Origin of the sequence: Mesorhizobium waimense (genome assembly GCF_003601975.1) — a bacterium.
Classification (GTDB): Bacteria; Pseudomonadota; Alphaproteobacteria; order Rhizobiales; family Rhizobiaceae; genus Mesorhizobium; species Mesorhizobium waimense.
The window spans coordinates 1-19,825 of sequence record NZ_QZWZ01000044.1 but is presented as its reverse complement, the minus strand read 5'-3'; the positions used below and the strand labels follow the sequence as shown (position 1 = coordinate 19,825).

The window sequence follows — 19,825 nt, the reverse complement described above, 5'->3', positions numbered from 1 at the left end:
CAAGGGGGGAGATCGGCAGCTCCACCGCCTCTAGATCAGCTTCTCCAACGTGATCGGCAAATCCCGCACTCTTTTCCCCGTGGCATGGAACACCGCGTTGGCGATCGCCGGCGCCACGCCGACGATGGCCAGTTCGCCGACGCCCTTGCCGCCGAGCACTGACGAATGCAGGTCGGGGATGCCGACCGAGATCACCTCGATATCCGGAATGTCGGCATTGGTCGGCACCAGATAGTCGGCGAGGTTGTTGTTGACGATGCGGCCATGGCGGCGGTCGACGATTCCTTCTTCCAGCAACGCCTGGCCGATGCCCATGATGATGCCGCCCTTCCACTGGCTTTCGGCCAGCTTCGGGTTGTAGAGCCGGCCCGAATCCAGCGCCGACACCACACGTGACACCCTGACCGTGCCGAAATCCTCGTCGACGCGCACCTCGATGAAATGCGCGCACCAGCTATGCCGGGAATAGTCGCCATCGGTGTGCGACAGCGGCGTGGCGATGGTGGTGTAGGCCTTGTAGCGATCCTCGGCGGTCGAATTGGCCGGCATGGTGTCGCCCTTGGCCTCGATCTGGTCGGCCCCGACGCTGGCCAGCAGCTCGGCGATCGAGACCTCCGGCCCGTCGCCGCGCGGCGAGGCGATGCGGCCGGCTGACACCACCAGCGTGTTGGCCTGCAGCGCATGGAAGGGCGAGCGCGGATCGGAGATCGCCAGGCCCACCAGTTGGTCGAGCGCTGCACCGGCCGCCTTGTGCACGGCGCCGGTCATGATGCCGGCCAGCCTTGAGCCTCCGGTGACGCCGGCGCGGGCAAAGCGCGAATCGCCGAGCTTGACCACGACATTGTCCGCCGGCACGCCGAGTGACTCGGCCGCCGTCTGCGCCAGGATCGTGTAGGTGCCCTGGCCCATGTCGATCGACGAGCTTTCGACCTCGACCGTGCCGTCGGCGAGGATGCGCACCAGGGCCTCGCCATAGGCGCGCCGCACCGGGTAGGTGCCGGCGGCGACCCCCCAGCCGATCAGCTGGTTGCCATCGCGCATCGAGCGCGGTTGAGCGCTGCGCTTCGACCAGCCGAAGGTTTCTGCGCCGGCAGCGAATGCCTCGCGAAGCTGCCTTGTCGACCAGGCCTTCCTGGCATGCGGATCCTGCTCGGCATAGTTCCTGAGCCGGATCTCCAGCGGATCGATGCCGACCTCATAGGCGAGCTCGTCGATGGCGCTTTCGATGCCGAAGGCGCTCGGATTCTCGCCCGGCGCGCGCATCGCACCCGGCACCACCGAGTTGACCCGCACGACATTCTGCTTCGAGGAGAAATTCGGCGTCGCGTACATGATCGAGGTGACGGAGCCGAGCGGCTCGACCCACATGCCGTCCATCGAGGTTTCGTTGACGCCGCGATGCACGATCGACTGGATTTTTCCGTCGCGGTCGGCGCCGAGTGTCACCGTCTGCCGCGTCGCCGCCCGGCCGCCATAGCCGGTGAAGGTCTGCGGCCGGCTCATCACAAGCCTCACCGGCCGTCCGAGCATTTTGGCGGCACTGGCTGCCACCGCGCCATGCGACAGCGCCAATGCCTTGGAGCCGAAGCCGCCGCCAATATAGGGCGACACCAGCCGCACATTTTCGAACGGTATGGCAAACCATTCGGCATAGGTGCGAGCCATGCCGTCCAGCCACTGGCTGGGCTCCCACACGGTCAGCCGGTCGCCTTGCCAGACGGCGATCAGTCCATGCGGCTCCATCGGTGCCTGGTATTCGCGCGGTGTGTTGTAGGCGGCGCAGATGCGCACCGGTGCTGCGGCGAAGGCCGCTTCGGCCTCGCCCCATTCCTTGGTCATCATGTCGATCGGAATGCCGTCGCCGGCCTTGGCGTCGCTGAGGTCGGCGATGGCAGGGGCTTCGTCATAGCTGACCTTGACCAGTGCCGCCGCTGCGACCGCCTGCTCGAAACTCTCGGCAACCACGGCCGCGACATGCTGGCCGCTGAAGGCGATGTCGCGCGCCAGCGGGCAATAGGGCACATCCGGCGGCGGCGTGCCGAACCAGTCGGACGCCGTCTTCAGCGGCGGGATCGTGTCCGGGGTCAGCACGAGAAGCACGCCGGGCGCGCGCTCCGCCGCTGCAGTGTCGATCGCGTGCACCTTGCCGGCGGGAACCGTGCTTTCGACCAGCACGGCATGGGCAAGCCCTTCGAGCTGCTGCTCGACCGCGTATTTCGCAGCACCGGTGATCTTGGCCGGGCCGTCGACGCGCGACAACCGCCCGCCGACCTGGTCGGCGTTGCCGTCCGAAGCGTCGCCGTGCCGGGTTCTGAGGTCGTGAATGGTCATGCGATGGCTCCCGTCTTAAGTATGGCGCGGGCGACGACGCGCGGCGCCAGTTCGATCTTGTAGTGGTTGGCGCCATGGTCGACGGCGCCCTCGACGGCGAGCAGGCTGGCGCGGCGGACCGCGTCTTCCTCCAACACCTTGCCGCGTAGTGCTTCTTCCACGGCCCACGCCCGCCACGGTTTGGTGGCAACGCCGCCGAGCGCGACGCGCAGATCCCTGATGGTGCGGCCGTCTGCCTCGAGTTCGATGCCGACGGCGGCACTGGCCGCGGCAAACTCATAGGACTGGCGGTCGCGGACCTTCAGATAGGTCGAACGCCGCGCGGCGGCGGACGCCGGAATGCTGATCGCGGTGATCATCTCGCCGGGCCGGATTGCATGCTCTTTGTCGGGGGTGCTGCCCGGCAGGAGAAAAAAGTCATCGACGGGGAGCTGGCGCTCACCGAGATGGACGGCCGCGTCGAAAGCGACGAGGGCGACCGCAAGATCGCCGGGATACATGGCGATGCAGGCCCCGCCGGTGCCGAGCACGGCATGGCCGCGGGTGACGCCGCCGATTGCAGAGCAGCCGCTGCCCGGCTCCCGCTTGTTGCAGGCGGAAAAATTGGCCGGGTCGCGGAAATAGGGGCAGCGCGTGCGCTGCATCAGATTGCCGCCGATGCTTGCCATGTTGCGGATCTGCGCTGACGCCGCCTGCCACAGCGCCTCGGAGACGGCGGGGAACTGGCTCTTGATGCCGTCATGGCCGGCGACCTGGCTCATTTTTGCCAGTGCGCCCAGGCTGGCGCCGTGCTCGCCGACCTCGATCGTGTCGAGCCCCTTGAGATGGCTGATATCTACCAAGGCCTCGGGTTCGGCGACGCCGCATTTGGCGAGGTCGATCAGCGTCGTGCCGCCGGCAAGCAGCATGGCGCCGGGCAGGGCGGCCGCTTCGCGTGCGGCGTCGGGCGAGGTGGCGCGAAGATAGGAAAAGTCCCTCATGATGCGACCTCCAGGGCTGCCTGGCGAACGGCGGCGACGATGTGCGGATAGGCGCCGCAGCGGCAGAGATTGCCGGCCATGTATTCGCGGATTTCCTCGTCCGAGCCGGCATGGCCCTCACGGATACAGGCCACCGCCGACATGATCTGGCCGGGCGTGCAATAGCCGCACTGGAAGGCGTCCTGCTGGAGGAAGGCAGCCTGCACGACGTGCAGCGTGCCGTCCTCTTGCGCCAGCCCTTCGATAGTGGTGATCGCGCGGCCTTCGACCTGCGCGGCGAGGGTCAGGCAGGCAAGCACGCGCTCGCCGTCGACATGCACGGTGCAGGCGCCGCACTGTCCCTGGTCGCAGCCCTTCTTGGTGCCGGTAAGATCAAGGCGATCGCGTAGCGCATCGAGCAAAGTGACGCGCGGCTCGATTTCGAGCGAATGGTCATGGCCGTTGATGGTGAGATGGATGGTGGTTTGGCTAGTCATGGCGTCTGGCTCCAGTTGCTTGACGCTGAGGGGGAATGATCTGGTGCCCGGCCGGGGGACGGCAAGGGCGTCAGACGGCTAGGGGAGACTGCAATTGCTGGCAGCCGGCAGAGCTTGGCGATTGGCGAAAGCGGCGGAGATGGCGTGTCGCTCTCTGGTTAGGTTCCCGGCGCTCGAAGGGTTTGACGGAAGGCCAGCGATCCTTCGCGCCCCTCTCTGTCCTGCCGGACATCTCCTCCACGAGGGGGAAGATCGGCAGATCCCCGGCCTTCGCCATTCTCCAGCGGGCAGGGGAAGCTGTGGCCTTCAACGTCTCAGCACGTGACATACCGGTCCCCCTGATTATATGATAAAGGTGCTCCACTAAAACGGAGGCGCCTCCGTTTCTTACGTGGGGGCTGACCCTCTTGGGTTCAAGCCCCGAATTGCATGTGGAGACAAAATTGGCTTACGAGCCGCAGGAAACCGCCGAACAGAGGCCCGAAGCCGCAGCGCAAAAGCCGCTGCGCGCCGATGCGCAACGCAACCGCGACCGGCTGGTCGAGGTGGCAGCGGTGGCCTTTGCGCAGAATGGCGTCGACGCCTCGCTGGAGGAGATCGCCCGCCAGGCCGGCGTCGGCATCGGCACGCTCTACCGGCATTTCCCGACGCGCGAGCATCTGGTCGAAATCGTCTACCGCCGTGAGGTGGAGGGGCTCTGCGCTGCCGCCGACGATCTTGCGCTTCACCATCCGCCCGATGTCGCGCTCGAACAGTGGATGCAGCGCTTCGTCGACTACATCGCCACCAAGCGCGGACTCTCGACCAGCCTGCGCATCCTGCTCACCACCAATTCCACTCTGTTTTCCGACATGTCGGGCCGCGTCTCGCTCGCCCTGCGCCGCCTGGTCGAGGCGGCGGTCGCCGACGGCTCGATCCGCGGCGACGTCGATGCCTCCGACGTGCTGCACGCACTCGGCGGCATCTATTCCGCACCGGATACGAAAGACTGGCGCGACCGCTCGCGCCGTCTGGTCAAGCTGCTGATGGATGGACTGCGGTTCGGGGCGAAAGGGCGTTGAGGCATCGAGCCTGCCCGACGATCGGGCGGGTGAGCGCGCTTCGCTATCGTCCCAGCGGTTGCCTCGACAGCGAGACAAGTTCCGCCTCGTCGAGAATGCCGGCCATGTAGTTGGCAAGTATGCGCGACGCCAGACCTTCGAGACGATCGGGCGAACCGCTTTCAAGTTTCAGCCGTTCGAAGACCCTCGCCAGCAAAGCCAATTCGGACGGATCGAAAATACCGGCTTCCTGAGCTTTTCGGCGAATCGGCATAACGCCTCCCAGGCGGACGTTTCGCGACGACATTGCAACGCGACCCTTTGGAGACTGCGGGTGCGTGGTTAAGAAAACATTAGCCATGCAAAAGTTCCGCCGCGATCGAAATGGACGGCAGGGAGGGCGAGCAGCGGCCTCCTGGCGGCTCCTGCGCCGCACTTTGTATTGATAGCGACTGGCCTTGGCGGCCTCAGTGCCTAGATAAGGCCTGCGCTGGGCGCAACGTTGCAGAAGGACTTGGATATGCCTGAACAGATGACCCTGAATAAGCCTGACCTGATTACGCTCAACGACGGCTCCGCCATTCCCCAACTCGGCCTCGGCGTGTGGCAGGTCGATCCGGCCATCACCGCTGAGGTGGTGGGCTGGGGGATCGAGGCCGGCTACAGGCTGATCGACACCGCCGAAGGCTACCAGAATGAGGAAGGGGTCGGGCAGGCGATCCGCAAGGCTGGCGTGCCGAGAAGCGAGTTGCTCATTACCTCGAAGCTGCGCAACGGCGCGCATCAGCGCGACACCGCCTTGCGGGCTTTCGACGAGACGATGGAGAAGCTTGGCATCGAGCAGCTTGACCTGTTCCTGATCCACTGGCCGGTGCCCAGCCAGGGCAAATATGTCGAGGCCTGGAAGACGCTGGTCGAACTCAGGCAGGCCGGCCGGATCAAATCGATCGGCGTTTCGAATTTCAACCAGGACCATCTGGAACGCATCATCGGCGAGACCGGAGTGACGCCAGTCGTCAACCAGATCGAGCTGCATCCCCGTTTCCAGCAGCGCGACGCCAGGGACTTTCACGCCAGGCGCAACATCCGCATCGAAAGCTGGAGCCCGCTGGGCAGCGGCCGGTTGTTGAGCGATCCGACGCTGGCGGGCATTGCCAGAAAGCATGGCAAGTCGGTGGCGCAAATCATCATCCGCTGGCACCTTCAGGAAGGGCTGATCGTCATTCCGAAGTCGAACCACCAGGACCGTATCGCCGCCAACTTCGATGTCTTCGATTTCGAGCTGGACGCGAAGGATCTCGAAACGATCGGCGGCATGGATTCATCCGACGGCCGCAACGGGGCGAATCCGGCGACGGCCGCGTTCTTGTTCTGAGCTGCACTCTCCCTTCTCCCTTGTGGCCGTCGACCGTAAAGAACGCAAGCACGCCGGGCAGGCCGCTCGCTTCCATCTCGCCATGCTCCTCGAATGTCAGGCCGGAGCCGACCACGAGATCGCGCACGGTTCGCGACGCGATGATCTCGCCCGGTCGCGCATGGTCGAGCAGCCGCGATGACAGGTCGATCGCGATGCCGGTGAAATCGTCGCCACGCTCCTCGCATTCGCCAGCGTGGACCGCAGCGCGGACGTCGAGACCGGATTGCCTCAGGCGATGGCGGAGCGCGATCGCGCACTGGATCGACCGCGTCGGCCGCTGGAACGCGGCGAGAAAGCCGCTTGCGGAACGCCTGATCTGTCTGCCTTCGGCAACTAGCAGTTCGGCTCGGATATCCTCGGCGTGCCGCTCGATCGGATCCGCGCTGGCACCGGAGCCCTCGATCTCCACGGACAGTACCGACACCAGAACCCGCTCGCCCGGCGCCGCCGGCAAGGCGCCGGTGACGAAAGCCTGGATCTCGTCGACGAGGCGATCGGAATTTTCGCCCCAGATCACGTGATCCCGGCCGGCAAGCTCGACATATCTGGCGCCCTCGATATGCGTTGCCAGGTAGCGTCCTTCTTCCCGCTCTACCCAGCGGTCGCCCGTTGTCTGCACGATCAGTGTCGGAACATGAATGGCTGGCAGAATGTCGCGCACATCGATTTCGGTTCCCCAGCGCCAGAGCGCGATCGCGTCGGCGGGCGAGGCTGAATTCCTGAGATAGGCGGCGAACCATTCCCGCTCGAACGTGTCGCTCATCAGGCTGGGTGCCGCATTGCTCATATCCGCCGCCGCTCCCCAATCTCTCTCGACGACGGCCAGATCTTCTTCCACCTGCTCGCTTGTCTTCGCCCAGGGATAGTCTTTCGACCATCTGCCGCTGGCATAGGCTCCATTGAGCACGAGGGCCGCCGTGCGCTCGGGGTAGGTCGCCGCAAACAGCATGCACATCGGGCCGCCCTCGGAGCCGCCGAACAGCACTGTGCGCTTCGAGCCGACCGCATCCAGCACCGCCCGCATGTCTTCCATCCGCTCTTCCAGCGTCGGCAGACCGACATTACGATCGGAGAGCCCGGTGCCGCGCTTGTCTATGCGGATCAGGCGACAGAAGCTGCCAAGGCGCTGAAACACGTGCGAAAGCCGGGGCGACCCCCAGGCAAGATCAAGGTTGGAAACCCATCCCTGCACATAGATCATGTCGATCGGCCCATCGCCGGTCTCCTGATAGGCAATGTTGATCCCGGCCGATTTGACATAGTGGGTCGGAGGGCGGATCGGCTCGCTCCCGAACGCCGGTCGCTCGCCGGTTCGGGCCGGCGACGCAGGGACGGTCGTCCGGGAGGCGGCTCGCGGCGTGATGCGCCGCGTCCGCAGGTCTTCGTGGAGATGCCGGGTTTCCGGCTCGGGCTGCAGCTTAAGTTCGCGCTGCAGCGCATCGCGGCAATGCTCATACTGTTTCAGCGCGAGATTGATCCGGCCCTGCGCCGCATAGGCTCGCATCAGGGCGCGATGGATATCCTCTCTCAGCGGCTCCATGGCCAGCAGCCGCGTTGCCGCGAGCACGCATGCAGCAGGATGGTTCGTCGCGGAATAGTGCGCGACGAGCCTGTCCAGCGCCGCGACGGCCATCGCCCTCAGGCGTTCGCGTTCGATCCGTAGCCAGTCCTCGAACGGCTCCTCCTTCAGGCCGAAGCCGTCGAGCAGGTCACCGCGGTAGACGAGAAGCGCTTGTTCGAGGTCCTCAGGCACCGAACTGGCGGCCAGCGCCTCGAACCGCAGCACGTCGAAATCAAGGCCGTCGAGATGGAGGGCAATGTTGTCGCCGTCCGTCATGAAGCGCCCGCCGGACGCGTGCATGGCCTTCCTGACGGCCGACACTGCCTGCCTGAGGCTCATCCGGGCCTGGGTCTCGCTGTTGACGCCCCAGAGCAGCGTGGCGAGCTTCTCGCGTGACTGCGAATGCCCGGGTTGCAGCGCGAGATAAGCCACCATGGCGCGCGCCTTGCGGCTGAAGACCGGGACCGCGGCCCCGACACCGGCAAAGTCGAAACCACCCAGCAGATGAAGATGAGGCCCCGTCATTGGATTTCGCCCCAGCCTTGGCTCGGTGGCAATTCTTTCGTGTAGCGGCCGCTAATTCAACCGCGATCTGCCCTGAGCGCCGTTTTTCACGATTCCATCACGCTGGCTTCACCGCCCTCATCACGGCCGCGGACGACAGTGGTCGATACGATCAGTCAAGGAGCGATGCCATGCTGCCCCCGAAAACAGTCGAATGGCCCATCTGGCATGACGACCCCCGACGGAACGGGCATGGGCGCGACGAGCCCGTGCCGCAGCGCCACAATATCGAACTCGCGCGCTATGCTGAAAAGCAACAGGCCCGCCGGGAAACGAGACCCGCAGGGATTGATCTCACCGAAACCGCAAGCCGCCTGCGGGCGCTTGCAGGGCGGATCGGAAGCATCCTCTTCCCACACCGCGGACGCAGCGCTTCGTCGACGGCATCGCCACCAAGCGCGGGCATGGATCCTGGACCCGACAGGACCGGCGCGACCGCTCGCGCTGTCTGGTCAAGCCGCTGATGGATGGAACTGCGGTTTGGACCGGGGAAGGGGTGAGGCGGCTAAGAGGTGAGGCCTTCTCCTCCCACAAGGAGAGAAGGCGAGGCCACAGCAGTCCGGGCCATCAAATGAAATGCCGAGTACCCTGCTAGTTAGGATCGCCGGACCTCGAGCCCCCGTGAGACCCGCCGCCGGCGTTGTCGGAGTGACCTCGATTGGCCTTGCGGGCTCGAGCAAGACCGGCCTTGCGGACCTGACCGGGAGGGCCGGAGTGAATGTGGTTCTTGTCCCCCCATCCATTGCCAGGACGTGATCCGCCTGATTTGGCGATCGCCGCGGAGCTCAGGCTTGTGCCGAGCAGAGGCGTAATGGCCGGCGGAGTCACTGCCGCGAAGCGTCCAGCCTTCTTGAGAAAATCGCGGCGCGCCTGAGCTTCTGAAACCAGACTATCGGGCTCTGAACGTCTTGGACTTTTCGTTGCCATGTTAAAACCCTCACTTTCAACACATTTACTTTAGTGTTTCTGTATAAGGGCACTAGCTCGCCAAAAGGCTTAGATTTCGCGACAATTAAAGAGGATGCGGGCGAAAGCCGGGGGCTGAAGCATGGCGCGCGTTCATTACGCAAAGGTCGATATCCCATTGGCGCGCAACGCCAAACACCGGCGCAACCGCTCTCGCCGGCTGGCGTCGCTGCAGATCGTGCAAACTATGAAGAAGCCAGAGCGGCTACCCCTTCTCTTCCACCAGGATCACCAGCGACTCCGGCACCACGCCATCGAATTCCATCGCGTCGGCGGCTGCCTTGCTCTGCATCATCGCCGCCATGGCATCCATGTCCGGAACGTCCATCATCACAGCCACCCGCTTCGGGTTCTGCGGATCGACGAAGGTTCGGATGTTGGTGATCCCGAGCGCGCCGAACAGCTCTTTGCGCTTCGGCGATGTGAGCCAGTGCTTGGTATCTTTCGTGATGTTGTGATGGGCAACAACCGTTGGCATAGCATCCTCCCGAGGTGACGCTGGCGGGTCGAAATCGACCGTCTTGCTGCGATCCACCTACTCAAGCCATTGAGTGCCGTTTCCAATGGATCGTCAATTGGTCGGCTAAGGCGGGCAAGGGGCGGGAACGGATTTCTAAGTCTTTGATGCTATTCACGCCCCGGTCCATCCGGGGCCAGGCACAGTGACCGCGGCCACCCATGTCCACGGTTCGCTCAAGCCGGACGGCACCTGGATGATCGTCGAGCCGTTCGCACATGATCATCTGGCCGCCAACCTCAATCCCGTCGGACGCGTCTACTATGCCGCTTCCACCTTCGTGTGCACGCCTCGCTGTCGCAGGAGGTCGGGCCCGGGCTCGGCGCCCAGGCCGGCGAGGCGCGGCTGCGCAAGGTCGTGACCGGCGGCGGCTTCAAGCGCTTCCGCCGCGCCACCGAGACGCCGTTCAACATGGTTCTCGAGGCACGTCCATAGAGCAATTCCAGGGAAAAGTGCGTAGCGGTTTTCCGTCCGGAATTGCGTAAAAACAAATATTTAGAGCGGGTCAGCCACCCTATCAGAAGCAGAACCGCTATAGAGTATTCTGCTGCCGAATGTTATTTTAAGGTGTCCGCATAAATGCGGAAAAACAGATGGTTAGAGCAGCGTTCGGTTCCATCAGGACCGGAGCGCATGACTTGAACCGATGGGAGGAAATTATGACCGCCTACAACGTCGTCCGTTTTCGCACCAAGCCAGGCAAGGAAAAGGCTTTCATAGAAGCGCATGAGAAAATCGCGCTCAACGCCGCGGGCTTTCGCAAGGGCGCCCTGATCAAGACCGGTGAGGGCACGTTCTGCTTCGTCGGCGAGTGGAACGACATGGACAGCCTCGCCGCCGCGCGGCCGTCGATGATCGGCCTTCTCGACACATTTCGCGATACGCTGGAAGACCTCGGGGGCAATCTCGGCGTGACGGACCCGGTCTCGGGGACGGTTGTCGCGGAAGTGCACTGAGGGCGGGCACCAGCGCCGATCTCCTCCCTCGAGGGAGGAGATCGGCAGCGTCGCTCGCGGCGCATCCCCCTCAGGGAACTTAGGCAACGAGCGTCCGTTCGCTGTCGGTCATGGGGTCGCCGACATTGGGATGCCCTTTGCCCGTCGCAATCAGGCTCCGCAGGCTGTCGTTGATGTAGGTGCGCCATCCGTCGGAGCAGGCGTCGTAGCACTCATAGTCCGGAACCAGGCCCTGGTGGGTGAAGCGGACCTCGGTCTTGCCGTCCTTGGCGGAGATATCGAAGATCATCTCCGTGCCCGTCCATTCGGTCTTGTCCACGGTAAAACTGAAATAATTGTCCAGCACGCGCCAGGCGACTTTTTTGCCGGGGACGAGCTCTGTCACCTTGATCTTGCAGCGGTGGAGATCGCTATAGTGATAGTCGAAGTCTTCGCCGGATTTGTCGGTTCGGCCTTGGATTTCTTCCGACCACCATCCGCGGACATTGTTGATGGCCGCGAAGGCTGCTTCCGGAGTCTGGTCCACCGTGAAGGCAGTTGTTAAATTGCGATTGGTCATGACTGTCTCCTGTTTCGTCTGCTTTTCAGCGATCAAAAGGTTCAAATGCCTGAGGTCATTCCCGGCCCGGGCGTGCCTGCCGGCCGGAAATCACCCGCAGCCAGGGCGCCAGGTGGAAGGCGCTCATCAACAGATACATCACCGGCATTCCGGTCAGGGGCAGGCCGGCGAGCGTCGAGGCATTCGCGCCCATGCAGAACATGGCCGCATCGCTGCCGAGGATGCAGGTGAGCAGCGCCATCAGCGCAAAGGTCGGTGCCGCGGCGAGGCACAGCCAGTCAGCCATGCCAAGGGTGGCCGCGGCGTTTTCACTGGGAATCGCGCCGCCGGTGCTTGTACGGGTCTCGCTCATGGTCTCTTTCCCTTGCTGGTTGCGCTTGTGGCGCGTGCCTCGGATTGCGACGCGACCCGCCAGGACTTGGGTTCCTCGCCCCTGCCAAAGGCGGGGGAGAGGTGGCCGCGAAGCGGCCGGAGAGGGGCTTTCGTAGGGCGCAATCCCTCGGCTTCGCCGAGCCACCTCTCCTCCACTTCGTGGGGGCGAGGAACCCAAGCTGGATATGCGCGTCCTGCCAAATCCAACTGCTAGGCCTTGTCCCGGAACGCTGCCTCTCCGGCATCGGACACTTCGGCCCATTTCTTGTCGGGCGCGCCGTCGTAATTGTCGTGCCAGTTCCACCACTTGTAGGTCGGCGTCTGCGGATAGCCTTCGGGCGAGTCCTCCCAGACCTCCTGGCGGCCGAGCGGCGTCGCATCGAGGTAGCTCCAGACGGTGCCCATCGCCTCGTCGCCGCGGCTGTTGATGAGGTAGGTGCGGAAAATACGGTCGCCGTCGCGGATGAAGACGTTGTGGCCGTGCCATTCGTCGACACCGAAGTCGGCGTCGAAGCTGTCGGTGATGGTGTACCAGGGCATCTCCCAGCCCATCCGCTCCTTCAGCCGCGCGATGTCGGCCTGCGGGGCGCGCGAGGCGTAGACGAGCGTGGTGTCGCGGGCGTTGAGATGGGCGAGGTTGCCGACCTGGTCGGCGCCCAGCGAACAGCCGCGGCAGGCGTGATCGGGCCAGCCATAGACGCCGGGCTCGAAGAAGGCGCGGTAGACGATCAGCTGACGGCGGCCTTCGAAGAGGTCGAGCAGGCTCGCCTTTCCGTTGGGTCCCTCGAACGTGTACGTCTTGTTCACCTCCATCCAAGGCATCCGCCGGCGCTCGGCGGCTAAAGCGTCCTTGGCGCGGAGCGTGGCCTTCTCCTTCACCAGCAGCTTTTCGCGCGCGGCCTCCCATTGCTGCTGCGAAACAACAGGTGGTGTCTTCATTGCGGTGTGCTTGGTCATGGTCTTCTCCTTTGCCAGTCTGTCGTCACGCCGTTGCGACGTGTTGTTGGTTGCCGATGGTGAGATAGAGTACGGGTCCTGCGCCGAAAGGTGGGAGTTACAACTGTGACGGGATTTGAATGGACTCGCTGATTACCGCGGCTGGGCTGGCGCTGGCGGCCGGTGATCCGCTCGGCGCGCTCGACCGCGTCGCCTTGCGCGAGGACGCGCCGGCGCTGGCGCTGCGCGGCATCGCCATGGCGCAGCTCGGCGATCTCGATCGCGCCAAGGTGCTGCTGCGGCGGGCGGTGCGCGGCTTTGGCCCGAAGGAGGCCGTGGCGCGCGCCAGATGCATTGTCGCGGAAGCCGAGATCGCGCTGGTCTCGCGCGACCTAGGCTGGCCGGCGAAGGCGCTCGATACGGCGCGGGCAACGCTGGAAAAGCATGGCGACCGGCTGAACGCAGCGCATGCCGGGCACCTCACGGTGCGGCGCCTGATGCTGATCGGCCGCCTCGACGAGGCCGAGCGTGTGCTGGCCGGGCTCGACCCGGCGCCGCTTCCGCCAGCCTCGCGGGCCGCGCACGAGCTCGCCGTCGCCGGGATCGCGATGCGGCGCCTTAGGACGAAAGCCGCGCGCGAAGCGCTTGAGTGGGCGAGGCTGGCCGCGAACCGGGCCGGCATTGCCGGGCTGACAGCGGAGGTCGACAGTGCATTCCTGGTGCTGGAGACGCCCGCGGCGCGGCTGATCGCGCAGGGTGACGAGCGCCCGCTGCTGCTCGAGGAGGTCGAGGCGCTGCAGGGTTCGACGGCGCTGGTCGTCGATGCCTTGCGCTATCTCGTGCGCAAGCAGGAAACGACAATCTCGCTGGCGACGCGCCCGGTGTTGTTTGCGCTGGCGCGTGCGCTCGCCGAGGCGTGGCCCGGGGATGTGTCGAGAGAGGAACTCGTGGCGCGGGCTTTTGGTGGCAAGCACGCCGATGAATCGCATCGCGCCAGGCTGCGGGTCGAGATCGGCCGGCTGCGCGCCGAACTGCGTACGCTGGCCGACATCGGCGCGACCAAGCGAGGCTTCGCCATGGCGCCGCGCCAGCCGGGCGACGTGCTGGTGCTGGCACGGCCGATCGAGGAGCGGCATGCGGCGGTGCTGGCCTTCCTTGCCGATGGCGAATCCTGGGCGAGCTCAGCGCTGGCGCTGGCGCTCGGCGCCGGACAGCGCAGCGTGCAGCGGGCACTGGAGCAGCTCGCCTTGAGCGGCAAGGTGCAGTCGTTCGGGCACGGGCGGGCGCGCCGCTGGATGACACCGCCGGTGGCGGGATTCACGACCACCTTGTTACTCCCGGCGCCGCTGTAGAACGGCTAGGGAGACATGACCGATTATCTGGCGAGGAAAAAGAGATGAAACATGCAGCGGCCGAAATCCTGCGCGAATACGGACCCTTTCCGGGTGTCGACGCCGTTCACGGGGTGAGCTTTGACGGGAAGAATGTCTGGTTTGCCTCTGGTGAAAAACTGACCGCCTTCGATCCGGCGAGCGGTGAGACGCTGCGCTCGATCGATGTCGCAGCCCATGCCGGCACCGCCTATGACGGCCGGTACCTGTACCAGCTCGCCAAGGATCGCATCCAGAAAATCGATCCGGACACCGGCCAGGTGCTGGCCACCATACCGGCGCCCGGCGGCGGCGGCGATTCCGGGCTCACCTGGGCCGAAGGCACGCTCTGGGTCGGCCAGAACCGGGAGCGCAAGATCCACCAGATCGATCCCGAAACAGGAGCAATTCTGCGCACCATCGAATCCAACCGCTTTGTCACTGGCGTGACATGGGTCGACGGCGAATTGTGGCACGGCACCTGGGAAGGCGACCAGAGCGACGTGCGGCGCGTCGACCCGCAGACGGGAAAAATTCTGGAGAGACTGGACATGCCGGCCGGCACCGGCGTCTCGGGGCTGGAATCCGATGGCCGCGACTGTTTCTTCTGCGGCAGCGGACGCGGCGGAATGGTGCGGGCGGTGCGCCGGCCAAAGTAGGGCAGCGCGGACGACTGGACCGAAGGGTCAAACCTGAAGCGGTTACGCTGGCCGTCGCCGACCGCTTCCGCTCATATGCCGGAGCCGTCCAGCAGCGGCACGTCTTCGCCTTCCCAGGGCGCCGGCATCGAGGCCCGGCCCTCATTGGCCCTTGGCAGCGGCATCCAGCATTTCAGCTCAGGGTCGGCATATTCGACCACGCGTCCCGGCGAGGAGTCGGAGGCGCGCCAGCCTTCGGCGCCGAACTGGTCGGCGCGCGACCAATAGGCCATGTCGACTTCCGCCGGCCCCTGTTCGGACGGCCGCACCGTGACCAGGATCCGGCTGCCGTCCCGTGGCGCGCTCGACATGTGACGCCACTGATCGGGTTCATCCATTGCATTTCCTCCCTGCAGTCTGCGCCGGCTGGCTGAAGCCGATAGTCGCTTCGTGCCCGGGAGCGGTCAACCCGAACTTTGCGCTAGAGAGCGATATCGTTCCTGGTCTGGCTGTTCGGCGGTTAGCCGACCTTGGCCCGCACTGCCCAGGCTCTGGTTTTCATGGGGATTGACCCGTCCTCGCCGCGCGGCAGGCTGTCGCGCAGTTTCTCCAACAGGCGCTGGCGGGCGTGCGGTTCGAGGCTCAAGCAATAGCCGGGCGCCGGCCCCGCGCCCAGAGTGAAGGGCCGCCAGTAGTCGTCGAAGTCCTCGAACACAGCCGGCATTTCGATCTGGGTCCAGTCGACGGAAACCAGTCCGGCTGAGTTCGCGAGGGCGGTCAATCCGTCCGGTGTGCAGAATGGAAAGCGTTTGTCCTCGGCAAGGTCGATGGCAGCGGGGTCGAGGGCCGTCGCGGCAGTCCAGAAAGCCCGCATGAATTCCACGCCGCCGCCGGGATAATCCCATACATAGAACCCGATCGTCGCGCCGTCGCGGGCGACCCGCTGCATCTCCGCCAGCGCTTTGTCCTTATCGGGGATGAAGTTGAGGACCAGCGCCGACACGACCATGTCCTTACTGCCCGATTGGACGGACAGCACCTGCGCATCACCCTGGACAAACTCGACACGCCGATCTGGCACGTTTGCACGCGCCTTGGCGAGAAAACCCTCCGAGGGGTCTATCGACACCAGGCTCGCGGGATTGCAACGCGCAAGGATCGCCGCGGAAAGCGCCCCGGTTCCGCACCCCACCTCCAGCCAATCCAGCCCCTTGGGCGGATCGAGCCAATCCAGGAAGCGGGGAGCGATCTGCCGGCTCCATCGCCCCATATAGAGGTCGTAGCTGTCTCCGGCCTGCCAGGCGTCGTGACGCGTTGCCTGAGCCATCGCAATCTCCCCTAGCGAGATATTTTCAGACCCTTGGACCCAGGATACGTCCGCCTCTCACGCAGGACCAGAGGCATATACGGTGGGTCACTTTGCGCGAGACAGCTATATCGTTCAAAGCTAATCTTTGGAGGCCGCAATCCGGACAAGGTCGATGAGCGAAGAACTGCGGTCGATGAGCGAAGAATTGCTGGCCAGCGCCACCCATCTCGGTCCGGTGCATCTGCGTGTCGTCGATATCGCGGCGGCCTTGCCGGTCTGGGTCGACGCGGTCGGCCTCGCAGTGCTTGGCGATGATGGCGCAGCCGTCGAACTCGGTGTCGACGGCAAGGCGCTGATCGTGCTGCATGCCGGGGCGGATGCCGTCCTGCCGCCGAAGGCACGCGATCTCTTCCATGTCGCCATACATGTGACGACGCGCAAGGAATTGGCGCGCGTTGCCGCACGGCTCAAGGCGTCGGGGATGAGATACAGTGCCCAGGATCACCTGATCTCCGAATCCCTCTATGTCTCCGACCCGTCCGGCAACGGCCTCGAGATCTGCGTCGACACGCCCGAGCGCTATGCCTCGAGAGAGGAGGCGGCGGACGGTCGCGTCTCGCTGATCGCCACGGACGGCAGCGCCCATTCCGGCCTCGAGCCGCTGGATGTCGCGGGCTTGCTGCGCGAACTCGGCAATTCCGGCCATGTCGAACCCATGCTGGCGGCCGATGCCTTCATCGGCCACATCCATATGCGCGCCCGCTCGCCGGAAGCGCTGATGGCATTCTATCTCGGCATGCTAGGCTTCAGGCCGCACATCCAGTCCCGCTCGTTCGGCCTGTTCGACTGCGGCACCGACCGGCGCCCGCACATGGTCGCCTTCAACATCTGGGCCCGCGACGAATTGCGGGAGCCGCCGCCCGGCGCCGCCGGCCTCGACCATTTCACCGTGGTGGTTCCATCGGCCGAGGATCTCGCTGCGGTCGCGCGGCGGCTCGGCAACGCGAACCTGCCTTCGACGCAAACGGATGGGGCACTGCACCTCGCTGATTCGGAAGGAAACCGCCTGCGGATCGTGGTGGCAGGAGACTGATCTGCTTGATCAAGGGGAGGGGTGGCATGGCGATCAAAGTAATAGGATCCGGCTTCGGCCGCACCGGCACGGATTCGATGCGCGAGGCGCTGGCGATCCTGGGTTTCGGCCCCTGCCACCATATGTCCGCGGTAAACACCAACGAGGAGCAGAAGCGGCTCTGGCGCGCGCTGGCCAAGGGTGCCGCGCCCGACTGGAACACGCTGTTCTCCGGCTATGTCTCCTGCATGGACTGGCCGTCGGCCTATTACTGGCGGGAGTTGATCGACTTCTACCCCGACGCCCGCGTCATCCTCACCTGGCGTTCGCCCGAAAGCTGGTGGGAAAGTTTCGAAAAGACGATTGTCGCCGGCATCGCCACCAGCCAGGAACCGGACTCGCTCGGCGTCGCCCTGATCGCCAAGCAGGTTTTCGCCGGCCGTCCCGAGGACCGCGCGACCGCGATCGCCGCCTATGAGGCCAATGTCGAGGCCGTCATCGCCACAGTGCCGGCCGAGCGCCTGCTGGTCCATAGGCTGGGCGATGGCTGGGAGCCGCTCTGCGCCCATCTTGGCGTTGCCGTGCCGGACCAGCCCTATCCCAACCGCAACAACACGAAGGACTTCCGCTCGACATGGCTGTCGCTGAAATAGGAATCGCACTTTTCAAAGCGATGGCGGATTGCCGCGCTCAGACGCCCTCTAATGCCCGCTTCCCGCGACCTTTTGCCGACGAGATCTGACCGCCTCCAGCAGTTCGCGCTCACTGGTGTGAGCATTTCGAAAAATGGCCACAACCATCACCGCCAAGATTTCGGCGTCCGGGTCCAATGGGTCGAGATGCTCATCCGCGCAGACCTGATCGAACACGCGTTCGCAAATAGCCAGATCGTGAGGGCTGAGGCAGGTGCGATTGAAACGCCGACGCAGCATCTGCGTGTACCTTTCAGGGCCCACCGCCCATGCATGCGGCGGGCTTTTGCTGATGAGGCGATGGACCGCTTGAGGGATAATATCGTCCGCAGTGTATTGGAATCAGTTTACTCGCTGCCTGATGATTGCTCTGTTAAGAGTCCCAAAATCAGCGCGCACTCACGAGCTTTATACTGACCGGCAACCATAAGTTGGTAGTAATCTTGCCGTTTGTGTTCCGGGACATGAAAACCGCGTCGAAATTCCGCCGCCTCTTTCGGAGTTCGAGTGCAGCCGAGTTTACTGGCGGTGACTTTCAAACTCGCCAGGGAGCATCCGATCTTTGCCGCAATATCCTTCAACGGCTCGTTGTTACCGTATCCGTCAAGAATTATCCTTCGACGAGCTTCGCTGTTGAGCTTTGTGGTCACTTCGGCGGTCTCCTCAACTAATATTTCAAGATGCCCGATTCTATACGCGCCAGTTGAAGAGTGTCGTTAGCTTCGCATCCAGAAACTTATCTCGGAATGCATTTCTTGCCGTAATCCAGCGTGATCGCCGTTTCAGTCGACTCGAGTCCACCAGTCTTGCCAGATGCCTGAGTTACACCACATGATTGAGAGGGGCATGGGCATACCCGATTCGGATATGGCACCACGCGATGGACGCTAAAAGGCAAGGCAAGACCTCGGCGAAGCAGGCACCGGAGCGTGATCGACGTCGTTGGCCCCGCGAAGCTCAACCTCACAATGAGGCTAAGCTCGCGCCGGCGCTCGAACCTCTGCCCTTTTCAACGTTCGAACTGGCGCCAGAGGATCAATTCGCCGCTTGGCAAGCGCATATGGCGCCGCTTGTCGAGGTCAGGCTGCCGGATGACAGATCGCTGGACGATGGCTTTCCCGCCGACCACACGGCTTGGAACCTCGGTGGCATGCTGATCGTCCAACAGAACGCTCCGGCACATAGTTACATCCGTTCTGCAGCTAAGCTTCGGTCCAGCTCGATCGATCACTGGTATATCGTCTTGCCACGTACTGGCCGGTCGTGGACGGAGGTCGATCGCCGCGTTGCAGAAGGCCAGCCGGGCAAATTGGAGATCAGGTCGCTTGGCTATCCGTTTCGCGGCAGGACAACGAACTCCGAAGGTCTCTTTCTCTATCTACCGCGTGATTTGTTCTCTGATGCGGCGGCAACCCTCGACGCAAAGAACAATTCAATTCTGTTCGGCAATTTTGCCAACCTCTTGGTTGACTACGTCAACAGCATCGAAGCAAGGCTACGCAGTCTCACGGCTGAAGATCTGCCCCGTATCGTACACGCAACACGCAGCATGATCATTGCCTGCCTCACGCCTCCGGCGGAACATGTTGTGGCCGCTGAACAATTGACGAGTGTCGCGCTGATGGAGCGAGCGCGTCGATACGTCCAAAACAATCTGGATGCGGCTCATCTGACACCGGATACAATGTGCCGGGCGCTCGGCGTATCACGCTCGCGTCTCTATCAGTTGTTCGAACCGAGCGGTGGTGTTCTCCATTACATACAAAGTCGCCGCCTTCTGGCAGCCCATATTGCGCTTAGCGATCCGGCGGACAGCCGGCGCATCGTTGAAATTGCTGAGGCCTTCGGGTTTAGTTCTGCGGCTAATTTCAGCCGGGCATTCAGCAAGGAATTCGGTTACAGCCCCCGCGAAGGCCGCACTGCTGTGGTATTGCCGCGCCCTGCCAACTCTGTTTCGCTTGCTGGACACGAGAAGGCCTCTTCCTTTGAAGGCTGGCTCAAAGCGCTCGGAAACTGAAATCGGGGATCGGCGATCTTGGGACGGGGCGGGGCTCAAAACAGGCTTGCGG

At 64.0% G+C, this 19,825-nt stretch carries 21 protein-coding genes and 2 pseudogenes; 9 read left to right on the top strand and 14 right to left on the bottom strand.

Translation table 11 applies throughout. From position 1 onward, the window contains the following. Positions 1-30: 30 nt before the first annotated feature. Genes D3227_RS32410 through D3227_RS32400 form a run of 3 tightly spaced genes read right to left on the bottom strand, consistent with a single transcriptional unit; the run spans position 31 to position 3,787 of the window. Positions 31-2,331 carry a xanthine dehydrogenase family protein molybdopterin-binding subunit gene (locus D3227_RS32410; RefSeq protein ID WP_120018257.1) on the bottom strand — a complete coding sequence of 767 codons (2,301 nt, stop codon included), beginning with the start codon at positions 2,329-2,331 and terminating at the stop codon, positions 31-33. Then, the gene (locus D3227_RS32405) at positions 2,328-3,311 is read right to left on the bottom strand and encodes an FAD binding domain-containing protein (protein ID WP_120018256.1); all 984 of its coding nucleotides are present in this window, start codon (positions 3,309-3,311) and stop codon (positions 2,328-2,330) included. Before D3227_RS32405 ends, D3227_RS32410 begins: the two co-directional genes overlap by 4 nt. Continuing rightward, entirely contained in the window at positions 3,308-3,787 is a 480-nt protein-coding gene (locus D3227_RS32400) for a (2Fe-2S)-binding protein (RefSeq protein ID WP_120018255.1), read from the bottom strand. Before D3227_RS32400 ends, D3227_RS32405 begins: the two co-directional genes overlap by 4 nt. Before the next feature lie 443 nt (positions 3,788-4,230). Here D3227_RS32400 and D3227_RS32395 point away from each other — a divergent pair, with 443 nt between their 5' ends. Beyond that, on the top strand, positions 4,231-4,848 hold the full coding sequence (locus tag D3227_RS32395) for a TetR/AcrR family transcriptional regulator (protein ID WP_120018254.1): 618 nt from the start codon (positions 4,231-4,233) through the stop codon (positions 4,846-4,848). A 43-nt stretch (positions 4,849-4,891) separates the two neighbouring features. On the opposite strand, the gene D3227_RS32390 is transcribed toward D3227_RS32395, so the two are convergent. After that, positions 4,892-5,101 (bottom strand): hypothetical protein, encoded by a 210-nt coding sequence (locus tag D3227_RS32390; RefSeq protein WP_120018253.1) that lies wholly within the window; start codon positions 5,099-5,101, stop codon positions 4,892-4,894. A 246-nt stretch (positions 5,102-5,347) separates the two neighbouring features. Here D3227_RS32390 and D3227_RS32385 point away from each other — a divergent pair, with 246 nt between their 5' ends. Then, a complete protein-coding gene (locus D3227_RS32385) occupies positions 5,348-6,202 on the top strand; it encodes an aldo/keto reductase (RefSeq protein ID WP_120018252.1) in 855 nt (284 codons plus the stop codon). A gap of 583 nt (positions 6,203-6,785) precedes the next feature. Here D3227_RS32385 and D3227_RS43145 read toward each other — a convergent pair. The 3 genes and pseudogenes from D3227_RS43145 to D3227_RS32370 all read right to left on the bottom strand — a co-directional run. Next, positions 6,786-8,081: pseudogene (locus tag D3227_RS43145) on the bottom strand (bifunctional AfsR/SARP family transcriptional regulator/alpha/beta hydrolase); the annotation flags it as partial. 879 nt (positions 8,082-8,960) lie between these two features. After that, positions 8,961-9,296 carry a hypothetical protein gene (locus D3227_RS44480; RefSeq protein WP_120018251.1) on the bottom strand — a complete coding sequence of 112 codons (336 nt, stop codon included), beginning with the start codon at positions 9,294-9,296 and terminating at the stop codon, positions 8,961-8,963. Between the two features lie 244 nt (positions 9,297-9,540). Continuing rightward, on the bottom strand, positions 9,541-9,813 hold the full coding sequence (locus tag D3227_RS32370) for a hypothetical protein (RefSeq protein ID WP_120018250.1): 273 nt from the start codon (positions 9,811-9,813) through the stop codon (positions 9,541-9,543). A gap of 139 nt (positions 9,814-9,952) precedes the next feature. Here D3227_RS32370 and D3227_RS32365 point away from each other — a divergent pair. Continuing rightward, a pseudogene (locus D3227_RS32365) lies at positions 9,953-10,287 on the top strand (SAM-dependent methyltransferase); the annotation flags it as partial. Between the two features lie 224 nt (positions 10,288-10,511). Next, positions 10,512-10,808, top strand: coding sequence for an antibiotic biosynthesis monooxygenase (locus D3227_RS32360; RefSeq protein ID WP_120018249.1), 297 nt, complete (start codon positions 10,512-10,514; stop codon positions 10,806-10,808). A gap of 79 nt (positions 10,809-10,887) precedes the next feature. Here D3227_RS32360 and D3227_RS32355 read toward each other — a convergent pair whose 3' ends face one another. From D3227_RS32355 to D3227_RS32345, 3 genes are all read right to left on the bottom strand, one after another. Further along, positions 10,888-11,367: an SRPBCC family protein gene (locus D3227_RS32355; protein ID WP_120018280.1), complete on the bottom strand. Its 480-nt coding sequence runs from the start codon at positions 11,365-11,367 to the stop codon at positions 10,888-10,890. A gap of 55 nt (positions 11,368-11,422) precedes the next feature. Further along, positions 11,423-11,719 carry a hypothetical protein gene (locus tag D3227_RS32350; RefSeq protein ID WP_120018248.1) on the bottom strand — a complete coding sequence of 99 codons (297 nt, stop codon included), beginning with the start codon at positions 11,717-11,719 and terminating at the stop codon, positions 11,423-11,425. A gap of 230 nt (positions 11,720-11,949) precedes the next feature. After that, positions 11,950-12,696 (bottom strand): DUF899 domain-containing protein, encoded by a 747-nt coding sequence (locus tag D3227_RS32345; protein WP_120018247.1) that lies wholly within the window; start codon positions 12,694-12,696, stop codon positions 11,950-11,952. A gap of 119 nt (positions 12,697-12,815) precedes the next feature. On the opposite strand from D3227_RS32345, the gene D3227_RS32340 reads away from it, so the two are divergent. Together D3227_RS32340 and D3227_RS32335 are read left to right on the top strand one after the other, a co-directional pair. After that, positions 12,816-14,027: a helix-turn-helix domain-containing protein gene (locus tag D3227_RS32340; RefSeq protein WP_120018246.1), complete on the top strand. Its 1,212-nt coding sequence runs from the start codon at positions 12,816-12,818 to the stop codon at positions 14,025-14,027. Between the two features lie 44 nt (positions 14,028-14,071). After that, entirely contained in the window at positions 14,072-14,704 is a 633-nt protein-coding gene (locus D3227_RS32335) for a Vgb family protein (RefSeq protein WP_120018245.1), read from the top strand. A 71-nt stretch (positions 14,705-14,775) separates the two neighbouring features. On the opposite strand, the gene D3227_RS32330 is transcribed toward D3227_RS32335, so the two are convergent. Next, positions 14,776-15,081 (bottom strand): hypothetical protein, encoded by a 306-nt coding sequence (locus D3227_RS32330; protein ID WP_120018244.1) that lies wholly within the window; start codon positions 15,079-15,081, stop codon positions 14,776-14,778. A gap of 122 nt (positions 15,082-15,203) precedes the next feature. Continuing rightward, positions 15,204-16,010, bottom strand: a complete 807-nt coding sequence (locus D3227_RS32325) for a class I SAM-dependent methyltransferase (RefSeq protein ID WP_120018243.1) — start codon at positions 16,008-16,010, stop codon at positions 15,204-15,206. A 154-nt stretch (positions 16,011-16,164) separates the two neighbouring features. Between D3227_RS32325 and D3227_RS32320 the strand changes: the two genes are divergently transcribed. Beyond that, complete coding sequence (locus D3227_RS32320) at positions 16,165-17,085, top strand: VOC family protein (protein WP_245451979.1); 921 nt, start codon at positions 16,165-16,167, stop codon at positions 17,083-17,085. A 26-nt stretch (positions 17,086-17,111) separates the two neighbouring features. Beyond that, entirely contained in the window at positions 17,112-17,717 is a 606-nt protein-coding gene (locus D3227_RS32315) for a sulfotransferase family protein (protein WP_120018242.1), read from the top strand. A gap of 48 nt (positions 17,718-17,765) precedes the next feature. Here the strand turns inward: D3227_RS32315 and D3227_RS41260 are convergent, their stop codons facing one another. Continuing rightward, complete coding sequence (locus D3227_RS41260) at positions 17,766-17,996, bottom strand: hypothetical protein (protein WP_147377732.1); 231 nt, start codon at positions 17,994-17,996, stop codon at positions 17,766-17,768. Between the two features lie 107 nt (positions 17,997-18,103). Continuing rightward, positions 18,104-18,406: a hypothetical protein gene (locus D3227_RS41255; RefSeq protein WP_147377731.1), complete on the bottom strand. Its 303-nt coding sequence runs from the start codon at positions 18,404-18,406 to the stop codon at positions 18,104-18,106. A 230-nt stretch (positions 18,407-18,636) separates the two neighbouring features. Here D3227_RS41255 and D3227_RS32305 point away from each other — a divergent pair, with 230 nt between their 5' ends. Next, a complete protein-coding gene (locus D3227_RS32305) occupies positions 18,637-19,773 on the top strand; it encodes a helix-turn-helix domain-containing protein (protein WP_120018240.1) in 1,137 nt (378 codons plus the stop codon). Positions 19,774-19,825 lie beyond the last annotated feature (52 nt).